This window comes from Pseudomonas sp. PvP027 (genome assembly GCF_017833005.1).
Taxonomy (GTDB): domain Bacteria; phylum Pseudomonadota; class Gammaproteobacteria; order Pseudomonadales; family Pseudomonadaceae; genus Aquipseudomonas; species Aquipseudomonas congelans.
Genome location: NZ_JAFIBK010000001.1, coordinates 3,470,295 through 3,483,576, shown reverse-complemented (window position 1 = coordinate 3,483,576; position 13,282 = coordinate 3,470,295). Strand labels below are relative to the sequence as shown.

General features: G+C 54.5%; 10 protein-coding genes and 2 pseudogenes. 10 read left to right on the top strand and 2 right to left on the bottom strand.

Annotated elements, in window-relative coordinates; genetic code table 11:
- Positions 1–114: 114 nt before the first annotated feature.
- The 8 genes and pseudogenes from JOE33_RS14815 to JOE33_RS14780 all read left to right on the top strand — a co-directional run.
- Positions 115–2,661: pseudogene (locus tag JOE33_RS14815) on the top strand (RHS repeat-associated core domain-containing protein); the annotation flags it as partial.
- A gap of 18 nt (positions 2,662–2,679) precedes the next feature.
- Positions 2,680–3,033 (top strand): AHH domain-containing protein, encoded by a 354-nt coding sequence (locus JOE33_RS26050; RefSeq protein WP_348635084.1) that lies wholly within the window; start codon positions 2,680–2,682, stop codon positions 3,031–3,033.
- Positions 3,026–3,595: a DUF1629 domain-containing protein gene (locus JOE33_RS25815; RefSeq protein WP_226489398.1), complete on the top strand. Its 570-nt coding sequence runs from the start codon at positions 3,026–3,028 to the stop codon at positions 3,593–3,595. The genes JOE33_RS26050 and JOE33_RS25815 overlap by 8 nt, the downstream gene beginning before the upstream one ends.
- 339 nt (positions 3,596–3,934) lie before the next feature.
- Positions 3,935–5,242, top strand: coding sequence for an RHS repeat-associated core domain-containing protein (locus tag JOE33_RS14805; RefSeq protein ID WP_209924095.1), 1,308 nt, complete (start codon positions 3,935–3,937; stop codon positions 5,240–5,242).
- A complete protein-coding gene (locus tag JOE33_RS14800; protein ID WP_177205389.1) occupies positions 5,235–5,804 on the top strand; it encodes a hypothetical protein in 570 nt (189 codons plus the stop codon). Before JOE33_RS14805 ends, JOE33_RS14800 begins: the two co-directional genes overlap by 8 nt.
- 141 nt (positions 5,805–5,945) lie before the next feature.
- A pseudogene (locus JOE33_RS14790) lies at positions 5,946–6,793 on the top strand (type IV secretion protein Rhs); the annotation flags it as partial.
- Positions 6,794–7,083: 290 nt separating this feature from the next.
- Positions 7,084–7,794 (top strand): hypothetical protein, encoded by a 711-nt coding sequence (locus JOE33_RS14785; RefSeq protein WP_187626191.1) that lies wholly within the window; start codon positions 7,084–7,086, stop codon positions 7,792–7,794.
- 63 nt (positions 7,795–7,857) lie between these two features.
- A complete protein-coding gene (locus JOE33_RS14780; protein WP_187626197.1) occupies positions 7,858–8,409 on the top strand; it encodes a hypothetical protein in 552 nt (183 codons plus the stop codon).
- A 215-nt stretch (positions 8,410–8,624) separates the two neighbouring features.
- Here JOE33_RS14780 and JOE33_RS14775 read toward each other — a convergent pair whose 3' ends face one another.
- On the bottom strand, positions 8,625–11,099 hold the full coding sequence (locus tag JOE33_RS14775; RefSeq protein ID WP_187626192.1) for a PEP-utilizing enzyme: 2,475 nt from the start codon (positions 11,097–11,099) through the stop codon (positions 8,625–8,627).
- Positions 11,092–11,574, bottom strand: coding sequence for a hypothetical protein (locus JOE33_RS14770; RefSeq protein ID WP_003343721.1), 483 nt, complete (start codon positions 11,572–11,574; stop codon positions 11,092–11,094). The genes JOE33_RS14775 and JOE33_RS14770 overlap by 8 nt, the downstream gene beginning before the upstream one ends.
- A gap of 241 nt (positions 11,575–11,815) precedes the next feature.
- Here JOE33_RS14770 and JOE33_RS14765 point away from each other — a divergent pair, with 241 nt between their 5' ends.
- Positions 11,816–12,166 (top strand): hypothetical protein, encoded by a 351-nt coding sequence (locus JOE33_RS14765; RefSeq protein ID WP_187626193.1) that lies wholly within the window; start codon positions 11,816–11,818, stop codon positions 12,164–12,166.
- Between the two features lie 212 nt (positions 12,167–12,378).
- A complete protein-coding gene (locus tag JOE33_RS14760; protein ID WP_187626194.1) occupies positions 12,379–13,179 on the top strand; it encodes a mechanosensitive ion channel family protein in 801 nt (266 codons plus the stop codon).
- The last annotated feature ends 103 nt before the right edge of the window (positions 13,180–13,282 follow it).

Below are 13,282 nucleotides of genomic sequence, written 5' to 3'. Positions count from 1 at the left end.
TTTAGTTAGTAGATTAACTTCTTAAAGTGCAGCTTTTAGATATAAATTAAAGCTCTTTAAAAATCAAGTCGAAAGAGAGGCTGCTGATATTACTTCAGCCTCCTTCCCACCCTATTGCATCACCGAAATCATTATTCTATTCGCAGCTTTTCCTATACCGACGGCGTGATGACCCGCCACAGCAACGCCTTGGGCCTGAACTGTTACTACCGCTGGGAAACCATTGATGACCAGCCTCGCGTGGTCGAGCACTGGACCAGCGACGGCGAGCACTTCCTCTTCCGCTACGACCGCGAAGCCCGCACCACTTGGGTCACCGACGTACTGGGCCGCGAGCTGGAGATTCATTACAACAAGGACCATCGCGTCACCTCGAGCCGCGACTACAGTGGCGATCACTACGTCATCGAGATCGACGACACCGGCAACATGACCGGGCTGACCCTGCCCGATGGCAATCAGTTGGCGTTCGAGTACGACGAGTTCGCCCGGTTGCTCAAGGAGACCGATCCGCTGGGCCGCAGTATTCGCTACCAGTATCACCACCTGACGACGCTGATCACTCAGGTCGATTACCCGGATGGAAGTACCTGGAAGGCCAACTACGATGCCAAAGGCAACCTCGTTGCCGAGATCGATGCACTGGGCCACAAGACCGAATACCTCAACGGTGAGGACGGCCTGCCGCACACCATCGTCGACCCGACGCTCAAGTCCAAATACCTGTGGTGGAACAACCTGGCGCAAGTGCAGCGCTTTCAGGATTGTTCGGGCAAAAGCACTTATTACCGCTATGACGAACGTCACCACCTGGTGGCCGTCACCGATGCCCTGAACAACACCACCACGCTGGAGCGCAAACCCGACGGCGAAGTGCTGCGCATCAACCACCCGGACGGCACACACGAGACCTTCACCTACAACGAACTGGGCCAGGTCCTGACCCACACCGATGGCAAAGGCCAAACCACCCAGTTGCTGCACAACGGCCGTGGCCTGCCCAAATGGCGACAGGATGCCAAAGGCCAGACCATCACTTACGAATACGACAAGGCCATTCGCCTCGTCGCCCTGACCAACGAAAACGATGCGACCTACCGCTTTGCCTACGACAACGCCGACCGTCTGATCGAAGAAAAACGCATCGACAACCTGACCCGCCGTTTCAGCTACAACCTCGGCGGGCACCTGACACAGGTCGAGGAAATCGGCTACGGCGAGAAAGGCGAACAGCCACGGCGCAGCACCCATCTGGAGCGCGACCCAATTGGTCGCCTGCTGGCCAGACTCAACGACGATGCTCGTCAGGACTACGCCTACGACGACGGCGACCGACTGCTGTCAATCGAGCGCAAGCCGACGGACACCGGCAGAAAACTCGGCGTCACTGCCGAAAAACTGGAATTTGCTTACGACCTGCTGGGCCGCCTCGTCAAAGAAACCACGCCTCAGGGCGCGCTGGCCTACGAGTACGATCCGCTCAGCAACCTGAACACGCTGACACTTCCTACCGGCCAGCACCTGAATCACCTCTATTACGGCAGCGGTCACATGCACCAGATGAATCTGGATGGCCAGCTGATCAGCGACATGGAACGCGACGATCTGCATCGCGAGGTCTACCGCACCCAGGGCAAACTCACCAGTTGCTTCGGCTATGACAGCATGGGCCGCAAAGCGTGGCAGTACGCAACCACCCTGCCCGCCGAAAAGCTATCGCAGATCCAGAACCCGCTCATAAAGCCGGAGCGTTACGTCGAACACGCTTACAACCCGATTCACCGCCGCTACGAATACGACCCGGCCGGCGAATTGAGCCGCACCCTCGACAAGCTGCGCGGCGAAACCCAGTACGAATACGAAGCCAACGGCCAGCTGCTGGCGCGCAACACCGGGCGCGTGGTCGACGGCGAAGAATTCCGCTACGACGCTGCGGCCAACCGCCTCAACTTCAACACCAGCCGCTTCGATCACGTCAAAGACAACCGTCTAAAACAGTGGGCGAACCAGGAATACAAATACGACGCCTGGGGCAACCTGATCGAAAAAGTTGTCGGCATCGTGCGCTGGCAGACCTTCACCTACGACTGCGAAAACCGCCTGGTCAAAACCGAGACCATGGCTGACACGCAGGTGGAAAGCACCAGCAGCTACCAGTACGACAGTCTGGGCCGACGCGTCGCCAAACAGTCCGAGATCAAAGGCCACACCGACCACAAACGCTTCCTCTGGCAAGGCTTGCGGATGCTACGTGAGGAAAGTCCGGGTCAGAGCAGCCTTTACCTCTACGAGCCCGGCAGCTATGCGCCGCTGGCCCGTGTGGATGAGAAAGAAGGCGAGGTAGAGAACAAGGTCTACTACTTCCACACCGACCAGATCGGCACACCGCTGGAGATGACCGACGCCGAAGGGCAGATCGTCTGGCAGGCCAAGTACCGGGCGTGGGGTGCGGTGGAAAAGCTGGTGGTGAACGAGGTTGAGCAGAACCTAAGGTTTCAAGGGCAGTATTTTGATGTCGAGACGGGGCTGCATTACAACACGTTTCGGTATTATGACCCGGAGATTGGGCGGTTTATTACGCAGGATCCGATTGGGTTGTGGGGTGGGTTTAATCTTTATCAATATGCTCCGAACCCAGTAGGCTGGCTGGATCCACTTGGCTGGATTACCTATAACACCATGCAAGCTCTTTCGGGCTTTCAAAAGCATCATATAATCCCTCAGCAATTAGCAAATCATGTGGCTATCAAAGAAGCTGGCATGAATATTCATAAAGTTTCAAATATTATTTACCTGCCTAAATATGCCGAAAGTCATCCTACCAGAACAATTCATCGAGGTTCTCATGCTGAGTACACTGCCAGAATTGAGAAACGGCTTAATATAGCTAGTGATTATGGAAAGATCAATGGCTGGAATAAGGGAGATTACGAAAAAGTAGTAAATGGTATTATAGCGGATGAGCGTAAAGGATTACGATCTGGTACTACTAAGTTAAATTCTGCGTCTGTGAGAGGTATTGCTTGTGGCTAAGATCTTCATTATAAATATATCTAGCTCTTATCCAGAGAGCTATTGGTTTAAAAGTAAGGTCTTAACAGGTCAAGACCCTATTTTTTTGCAAAAAGGAATGGAGATAGGTGAGAATGTACTAGTTGAGTTTACTTCAGCGTCAAGAGCCAGCACCAATGGGATCCTTAAATACGATTTTTTCTTCAGTGATGGCCCTAACTTTATCAGCCCTAGACTCCATAAATTATTACTGGAGGCCAATGTCTCTGGAGTTCAATTTTTTGACGCAAACGTATATATAGCCGGGAAGAAATATGAAGGCTATAAATTTTTTAACCCCAACTCAAGACTTAGCGCTTTTGATAAAGAAAAATCAAAAAATGAGCCGCTTGTGAGCTGTCTACCAGATGGGCCTAAAATATACACCGAAATCTTTCTTAAAGATGATCTCGATATAGGGGTAGATGTTTTTAGAGCGGAGGAGGACTTTACAACTATACTAGCCACAGCTCGCGTCAAAGATTTATGCGAGATTAATAAAGTGCGGGGCCTGCAATTCAAAGAGCATATTCTCAAGGCTTGAGTTAAATGGAGCGTGCTCTTTATTCTTTTTTGCTGCTACTTGGGCTTAACGCTCTTTAATAACAAAGCAAGCGATGCTAGTGGCTGCCAACTTTACCTCAGCCACTAGCCCTCTTATTTTATTGAATAGTGGATTTGAAAACCAGTACCGCCATGTTATCACTCAGGTCTATTACTCCAATGGAAGTCTCTCTATAATTCCAGAGGCAATCTTCTGGGCGAGATCGATGCGCTGGGCCACAAGACCGAGTACCTCAACGGTGAGGACGGCCTGCCGCACACCATCATCGACCCGACGCTTAAGTCCAAAAACCTGTGGTGGAACAGCCTCGCTCAGGTTGTGCGCTTTCAGGACTGCTCAGGCATTTACGTCGAACACGCCTACAACCCGATTCACCGCCGCTACGAATACGACCCTGCCGGCGAACTGAGCCGCACCCTCGACAAGCTGCGCGGCGAAACCCAGTACGAGTACGAAGCCAACGGCCAACTGCTGGCGCGCAACACCGGTCGAGTGGTCGACGGCGAAGAGTTCCGCTACGACGCCGCGGCCAACCGCCTGAACTTCAACACCAGCCGCTTCGACCACGTCAAAGACAACCGTCTCAAACAGTGGGCGAACCACGAATACAAATACGACGCCTGGGGCAACCTGATCGAAAAAGTTGTCGGCATCGTGCGCTGGCAGACCTTCACCTACGACTGCGAAAACCGCCTGGTCAAAACCGAGACAATGGCCGACACGCAGGTTGAAAGCACCAGCAGCTATCAGTACGACAGCCTCGGTCGACGCGTCGCCAAACAGTCCGAGATCAAAGGCCACACCGAACACAAACGCTTCCTCTGGCAAGGCCTGCGCATGCTGCGTGAGGAAAGTCCAGGACAGAGCAGCCTGTACCTTTACGAGCCCGGCAGCTATGCGCCGCTGGCCCGTGTGGATGAGAAAGAAGGCGAGGTAGAGAACAAGGTTTATTACTTCCACACTGACCAGATCGGCACGCCGCTGGAAATGACCGACGCCGAAGGACAGATCGTCTGGCAGGCCAAGTACCGGGCGTGGGGGGCGGTTGAAAAGCTGGTCGTGAACGAGGTTGAACAGAACCTGAGGTTTCAGGGGCAGTATTTTGATGCCGAGACGGGGCTGCATTACAACACGTTTAGGTATTATGACCCGGAGATTGGGCGGTTTACTACGCAGGATCCGATTGGGTTGTGGGGTGGATTTAATCTTTATCAATATGCTCCGAACCCAGTAGGCTGGCTGGATCCACTTGGCTGGATTACCTATAACACCATGCAAGCTCTTTCGGGCTTTCAAAAGCATCATATAATCCCTCAGCAATTAGCAAATCATGTGGCTATCAAAGCAGCTGGCATGAATATTCATAAAGTTTCAAATATTATTTACCTGCCTAAATATGCCGAAAGTCATCCTACCAGAACAATTCATCGAGGTTCTCATGCTGACTATACTACCTCTGTTGAAAAACAGCTTGATTCGGTTCATAAGTATGGAGTGGAAAACGGTTGGACCAAGGGTGATTATGACAAAGCAGTAAATAAGATTATCGCTACTGAGCGTAAAGGGCTGCGCTCTGGCACTACGAGGTTAAATTCGGCGTCCGTAAGAGGTGTTGCTTGTGGCTAAAATTTTTATTCTAAAAATATCTGAATCTTATCCAGAAAGCTATTGGTTTAAGAGCAAGATTTTGACAGGTCAAGACTCGATTCTCTTGAAGACTGGGGTGGAGGTAAATGAGAAATTGTTAATTGAGTTTACGCTGACTTCAAGAGCCAGTATTGACAAGATACTCAAGTATGATTTTCTTTTCAGCGATGGACCTAATTTTATTAGCCCCAGGTTTCATAAGTTATTATTGGATGCCAAGATTATGGGTGTTCAATTTCTCGATGCAGACGTCTACATGGGTGGAAAGAAATATGATGGCTATAAAGTTTTCAATATAACTTCAAAACTCAGCGCATTTAATAAAGAGAAATCTAGAAGCGAGCCAATTTTGAGCTATCTGCCAGATGGCCCCCAAAAGTATACTGAGATTTTTCTGAGGGATGATATTGACATAGTGGTAGATATTTTTAGAGCGGATGAGGATTTTACAACTATGTTAGCTTCCGCTCGCGTTAAGGAAATATGCGAGCTTAATGAAGTACGTGGTTTAGAGTTCAAAAAGAGCTTTTCCAAAACCTGAGGTCTATAGAGCAGACTCGTTTTGCTATTTTGCTGACGTCAGATTCTAGTGCTCTTTAATAAAAAATAATCAACGTTAGTGGCTGCCAACCTTGCCTCAGCCACTAGCTTTCTTGCTTCATTAGGTAGTTAATTCAAAAATCAATACCATCATCTTATCACTCAGGTCGATTACCCGGATGGAAGTACTTGGAAGGCCAACTACGATGCCAAAGGCAACCTCGTGGCCGAGATCGATGCGCTGGGCCACAAGACCGAGTACCTCAATGGTGAGGACGGCCTGCCGCACACCATCGTCGATCCGACGCTCAAGTCCAAATACCTGTGGTCGAACAATCTGGCGCAAGTGCAGCGCTTTCAGGATTGTTCGGGTAAAAGCACTTATTACCGCTACGACGAGCGCCACCACCTGGTGGCCGTCACCGATGCCCTTAACAACACCACCACGCTGGAACGCAAACCCGACGGCGAAGTGCTGCGCATCAACCATCCCGATGGCGTTGCCAGGTGCTTTCGAACACCGACGGCAAAGGCCAGATAACACGTTTGTCCCGCAACGCCCGTGGTCTACCCACCCGGCGTGAGGACGCCAAAGGGAAGGCGGTCGCCTACCAGTACGACAAAGCCATTCGCCTAACGGCACTGGTCAACGAAAACAACGCCACTTACAACTTCGAGTACGACAGTGCAGATCGTCTGATCGAAGAAAAACGCATCGACAACCTGACCCGCCGTTTCAGCTACAACCTCGGCGGGCACCTGACACAGGTCGAGGAAATCGGCTACGGCGAGAAAGGCGAACAGCCACGGCGCAGCACTCATCTGGAGCGCGACCCGATTGGTCGCCTGCTGGCCAAGCTAAACGACGATGCCCGTCAGGACTATGCCTACGACGACGGCGACCGACTGCTGTCAATCGAGCGCAAGCCGACGGACACCGGCAGAAAACTGGGCGTCACCGCCGAGAAGACAGACTTCGCACACGACCTGTGGGCCATTATGTGAAAGACCGTGACTTATGGAGCGCAGGCTGCCAGGACGATTAACTCAGCAATTAAACCTCACTGCCTCATCGCATAGACCAGCACCTAACCATCCGTATTACGACATCGGCAGCCGTCTGAACCTCAGCACCGGCCGCTTTGATTAGGTCACACGTCAAATGCAACCATCTAAAATAGTGGGACGACTGGTCATACACTTAAATATTTGATGTATGATCTTTCAGACCAAGCCATTAACTTTTACTATATTTCGCTTTTAAAACTTGAGTTAACCACATGATCGAACCACAACCCAACGCAATAAAAAAGGGACTTTACGGGTCTTTCTTGCTGATCGCCTTATTTGGCACAATGTCGACGTTTAAATCTGATTTTTTCTGGCTTGTATGCCTCGGCCTCTTTACCCTACTCATACGGGCAATATATTTGATTTACCTGAGTGAAAGCTTCACTGCAATCGCAGTTCATTCTTTCATCGGCCTTTTCTCTTCATTTCTACTCATGAATACAAGCGTTATTTATCTTATAGCAAAATCTGAATACGGCGTTTCAACGACAGATGCTTTATCGTGGGCGATGATTCCGGCCTTACTGATGCTCGTTTCATTTTTATTTATTTACTTCACAAAATCGAGATCAAGTCAGCTGTCTTTTGAGATCAGAGATAACAAGGTCTATATGGTGCACGGTTATGTCAGCACGAGAAACGGAAACTTACTGAGCGGAGGCGTCATTGTGGCCGGAATCGCTGCAATGGTCGTGTGGCCTATAGAACTGATCATTATGGTCAGTATCTGGATAGCACTGAGCAATCTTTACCTTCTTTACTGGAACAGGGACGCCATCCGAATACTGAAAAAAATCCTGGCGCTGGAAAAGAAGCACAATCGGTCTTACACGTTCGAGTACATCGAACAGCTTCGTGAAGCACGCAGTCGCTGGTGGCTGGGTAGGTTTTTGAAATGGGTAATATCATTCAGCAAATGAAGTCAGGTAGCAGACCATCAGCGAAGAAGACAACTAACCGCCACACCCAACCAGGGAAGAAAAATCGGTAAACAATCTCGCAGCAAGCGGGCCTCGCCGGAGCCTATGGTAATTTACCGCAGTCACGTTGCCGCTTTCCGCTCGCGTTATCTGCTGTCCTTTCTGACTCCGATCTTCATGGGCATATTTTCCCTCGCCATTACCGCAGGCACGATGGTCGATGCGTACTTTCCAAATGAGCCGGAGAGAACGGGCCAGTCAATGATGCTCATGATGGGCGTATCACTGGTCTTGAGTTTCGGCGGCATCATGATGAGTCGCGGGCATGCCTGCGGAATGTGGATATTGGCGGCCATTCTGGTGAGCTGCTTTTTTGCCGTGTTGCCCACTGCCCCTGCGCACTGGCGGCGTTTTGAATTGATGCTTTACGTGCTGGGGCTGCTTTTCCCGTTGCTGGGCCTTTTATCGCTCAACAGCGAGCGCGGCCGGGAATTGCGCATGCAATGGGGGATTATTCGATCCGAACGTAAGGAGATCCGTCAGGAGATGCGGCGGCGCAAGGATCTCGAGGTGCATCGCGAAAGCCTGCGCCAGAGAAAGGCGCTACGCAAATAGCCTTGGCTCGACGAGGACTTTATCGCCCCCAACAAAAAACCCGCCGAAGCGGGTTTTTCCAAGACCATCCCGACTCTCTGTCGTCTGCCTCCGAGGCGATGGTCGATCATCCTTGATCCTGGTGAACTCCTGTTCACCACTTGATGGATCCAATACTACGGAGGAAGGACCAGATCGGAAATGGCCAAATCCCTCCACCGCGTGTAAGCGTTTGGCTATACCTTGTCGACGCGGGTCTGATTGCATGCCTGCCCTTCAACCAGCCTCAACTCCCCGTCCACATACAGCACCTCACGCCCCACCCACGCAAGATCAACCTGCGGCAGCACGGCCGAGGGTTTGCGCAGTTCACGCAGCAACGTCGAGCCGTGTGAGAGACGTCCGCCCATGCGCGCAATCACCGCGCGGGCGTTCTGGTAGTGCGCGTGGCGTCCGGGGTCGAGGGTGTCTTCCAGCAGGATGTCGTCACCCAGAACGCCCTGGACCCGACCCGGATAAATCATGAAACCGGTGGCCTGCTCGGTGCCTTCGCGGCCGTCCTGCCAGAAGCAGCCTGCACGGCTGCGAATGTCCGGATGGGGCGCAAACCAGTGTTCCCGGTCGGCGCTGGGCATGGCGTGATGCAGGCGGAAGAACAGGCGCATCAGGTTGTCGCGATACCACTCGCGCACTTGCAGGTAGTAGCCGCGCATGCCCGGCAGGCCTGCGTGGTGGGCTATACGAATGAACCCCGGCCAGCTCGGGAAGGCCTGTAAAGGCAGGTCAATAGCTGCCGGGCGCGGCGTCGCGGGGTCGGTTTCCCAGGGCAGCCGGTGCGGGCAGTGCTCCAGGTCATCGTAGGCGGTAGGCGGACGTCCCAACAGGTCTCCACCGCTGCTGGCCAGCGAGGTGGCGATGCACAGGTTGCCCTGCACGACAAACACGTAGAAACGGGTGAACCAGTCAGCCAATTGCTGGCCGTCAGCACCTTGGGCCGTCAGGGCATGCAGCTCCCGGTCGAAGCGGTGCAGTTGCTTTTCAAGGGTCAACAAGTGGCCACGCGCAACACGCTGCATCCGCAGAAACACCGGTAACGAGCGCAACAGACGCAGCGGTCGCCAAGGCAGGTGCGGGGTCGCGCCGCCAACCTCATCGGCGTAGCTGCTGGAGGCGATGCCCCAGTCAGCCAGGCGTGCGAGAAACAGGTCGTTGTTGATGTAGGAAGCTGCGCCAAACAGTGCGGTAAATGGCTCGTTATCCTGCAATATGCGCGAGTCCCAACGCGCCATGATCGCCGGGATGCTGCCTGCGGCACGCCGCTGTGCGTACTCGACCAGCCTGCTGGGCTGTGGCGGCAGGATCTCCGCAATATTGGCGGCGGTCAGGTGGCGGCGCCAGCCATAGTCACTGATCGGGCGGTACTGCAACAGCCAAAGCTGGCGGCCATCCCAGGCCCACTCGACGTCGCCCGGCACGTAGTGAAATACGCGCAGAACGCCCTGCAGGAAGTCCCAGAGCATCTCCTCAGTCAAACCGTGGGATGGCTTGAAGCTGCCGCTGCTCCAGGCCGCGCCGAGGCGGGAAATGATCGCTCGCTCAGGGCTTGCCTGACCGTCGGCCAGCGACTCCAGATGCCCTTCCACCCACTCCAGCTCGACCGACAGGTGACGCACGAAGGCGATCCCGGAAACCAACGGCGTGATGAAGCGCTGCACCACAACCTCTTCGACGCCAGCGTTGTGCAGCTCTGCGACGCGCGCGGGTACGTTGTGGCTGGGCTCACGAAGAAAAGTGCTGCTCAGACCGGCATTGGCCGCATCGGCCTGATCCTCGCCGAAGCTGGACGAGCGCACGGCCCAGATAGCGTCAGGCTGACTGGCCAGAAACGCCGGCAAGGCCGAGTCGGCGCCCTGCACCAGAGACAGTGCATCGGGCACCGGCTGCCCGGCGATGGCCGCCAGACGCAGACGGCCACCTTTGGTGTGCGCAACAAAACCGCGCTCGCCCGACTCCAGCCACTGCGCAAACTCGGCCGGCGCGTCGATCCACGGGTAGTGACCCCATCCCGGTTTCAGGCTGATGGTCAGGTCGGCACGCGCCAGAATGGCAGTCCACGCTGCCGCCTGCTCGATGCCCAGGACCTCGTCCTGATCGCCCCAGACCAGCTCGATCGGATCCTGCACCCACTCCAGCAGCGGCAGCGCAGTATCGGCACGCAACAGGTCCCAATACGGCACGAAAGCACGGCAGCGGGCGTAACCGGAGCCCATGCGCTGGTAGTGCGCGGCAGGCCAGGTCTGTCTGGAAAACTTGTGCGCAAACAGCGTGGGCTTGTTGGCCAGCAGCCAGTGAATGGTCTTGCGAATGGGCAGCGGCGACATCAGCGCAGGCAAGCGCCGCTGCCACAGAAAAGCCCCCACCGGCGCCAGCAGCACGCTTCTGCAGAAGTGCCCCGGCTGGCGTTGCAAGGCATGCATGACCAGCAACGCGTTGACGCCCACAGCAACGATAGCGCTGCCCTTCACCGTCGCCGCCAACAGCGCATCGGCGTAGGCGGCGAGGTCTTCGCAGGGTGGCTGAGGGTTATTGCCGAAGCCTGGCAGCTCCAGCGGCACGACGTGATACTGCTGAAAATGCGGCAGCGCGTCGTCCCACCATTCGGCACTGCTGCCGTTACCCGCCAGCAGATACAGCAGCGGCAAGTCAGACATGGCGAGGCTCCTTCGACGCGTGGCCAGCCGAAGTACGGCGATCATGGCGATACAGCCAGATCAGCGGCGGCAACAACGCAAGCAGTGCTGCCAGATCGAGCCACACGTGCGACCAGACGCCTCCACGCACAGAAATAAGGATGTCCTGAGGCGCCCAAAGCAGCAGGCCGGCAATCAGCCAACCCCAGGGCATGGCGCTTTTTAGACGATTGCCCAAATGCACCAGCGCCAGCATGTACACGGAATACGTTTGCAAGGTTGCGCCGAACAGCGCCATCCACCAGACCTGCTGCGCGCGCGCAGCGGCGGGAACCGCCTCGGTCCAGAACGCCTGCTCGAGGCTGGTCAGGTAGCCATCGAGCAAGCCGGAAAAACCTGCCCAGGTGAACACCAGACTGCCCAGCACATGCGCAACTGCGACGGCATACAGCCAGATCACCAGCGTACGGCGCAGGGTGTCAGAAGAGAGCGGCATACCAGGTCCTTGAGTCGTCCTCGTGAGATGGCGAGTTTAGCGATAACTCATCAGGCTTAATACCGAGTAGCCTCGAATGCTGTTCAAGATTTGCCCCGATGCTCTGTGACCCTCAGGCGACTGATACTCCTCCCGCGTAACGATTTCCACGCTATGATTTCGACATGGTTTGCAACAGCATCCGACCCATATTTATCGCGAAATGCCACGCGCGTTATCGCCCTTTCTTGCAGGTAAGGCCATGCTCTTTATCATCAACTCGCTGGAAGACATCGCCTTGATGGCACTGCTGTACGTGGTTATTGTCATTTTTTCTGTCGTCAGATCACTCTTTAAAGGGGAAATATCGAATGTGTTTAGCCCACGCGGGCTGTTCGCAATAGCGTGCTGTTTCCTGATCCTATCTTTTGGATTGGCATTTTCTTATCTGGGGGCGATAGGTGCCGGGGTCAGCGGTTCAGGCATTTCACAAGACGGCAGAGAGACGCTGGACGCAATGCTGGGCATCAGCCAGTTTTGTGCCTACTCAGGATTAGCCTGCGTCCTGATGGCGCTGATCCAGCGGCTACGGAAAAAGAAACAGCCGTCGTGAGTTAACGTGCTGTTTTTTGCCTCACGCTTGATCGCATCTTCAAACGGATTATCTGCCGAGACGGCCATGTCGCGAAGTCCACAGTCCCGTGGATAAGGCCCTTTGCCTCCAGTCATAACTACCAGTAGCCACCAACCCGCTTTGCCCTTCAATGTACGGCTCCGCTCGTCAGGCCATCTGCCGGGCGAGCACAGCAGTCGGGAGTAGCGGTGATGGATGCGCTGAATGTCATCAATATTGGCACTGACGGAATCAACTCGCTGTTCACTATCGTTATGCAATACGGAGCGACTGTTGTTTTGAGGTTGGTGATCGCAGCGTTGCTGTGGATTGTCGGCCGCTGGCTGATCGGTGTGCTGGTCAGGATGGCGCAGCGCTCGCTGACGCGGCAGCGGTTTGATCCGACGGTCCTGCGCTATGTCGGCTCGTTCATCACGGTGACGCTGAATATCATTCTGGTGATCGCCATTCTGAGCTATTGCGGCATCGAGACCACCAGCTTTGCGGCGCTGCTGGCGGCCGTGGCACTGGCGATCGGCATGGCCTGGTCGGGTTTGCTGGCCAATCTGGCCGCGGGTGGTTTCATCATCGTGCTGCGGCCCTTCAAGGTCGGCGATCTGATTTCGGCGGCGGGCGTGACCGGAACTGTGGTCGAAATCGGTTTGTTCGTTACGTCGATCAACACTCCGGAAAACGTGCTGAATCTGGTGGGCAACAACAAGATCTTCTCTGACACGATCGTCAATTTTTCCAGCAATGCCTTTCGCAGTGTCGAACTGACCGCGATATTGCCCGGCAGCGCCGACGAGCAGAAGATCATCCCGCGTCTCAAGGATCAGACAGCCCGCCTCCCCAACGTACTGAGCAGCCCTGCGGTCGATGTGCACCTGTCCTCTGCGACAGCCGACTCCATCACCTTGTCAGTACGGCCCTATTGCCACAATGATCACTATGATTCAGTGCATCGCCAGACGCTTGCCCTCATCAGAGCGTTGATGCTGCACCTGTCCTGAGCGGCACGCATAGGCAAAATTCATCGCCCTTCAAGCTCACCCGAACCTGTTGGCAGCCGATCAATAAGGATCGGTCCATATTCCGCGTGGCCTCTGCTTTTTT

Excerpts from the sequence above, each read along its gene's own strand:
- JOE33_RS26050 (WP_348635084.1), top strand. The coding sequence starts at position 2,680 with ATGCAAGCTCTTTCGGGCTTTCAAAAGCATCATATAATCCCTCAGCAA.
- JOE33_RS14785 (WP_187626191.1), top strand. The coding sequence starts at position 7,084 with ATGATCGAACCACAACCCAACGCAATAAAAAAGGGACTTTACGGGTCT.
- JOE33_RS14775 (WP_187626192.1), bottom strand. The coding sequence starts at position 11,099 with ATGTCTGACTTGCCGCTGCTGTATCTGCTGGCGGGTAACGGCAGCAGT.
- JOE33_RS14770 (WP_003343721.1), bottom strand. The coding sequence starts at position 11,574 with ATGCCGCTCTCTTCTGACACCCTGCGCCGTACGCTGGTGATCTGGCTG.
- JOE33_RS14765 (WP_187626193.1), top strand. The coding sequence starts at position 11,816 with ATGCTCTTTATCATCAACTCGCTGGAAGACATCGCCTTGATGGCACTG.
- JOE33_RS14760 (WP_187626194.1), top strand. The coding sequence starts at position 12,379 with ATGGATGCGCTGAATGTCATCAATATTGGCACTGACGGAATCAACTCG.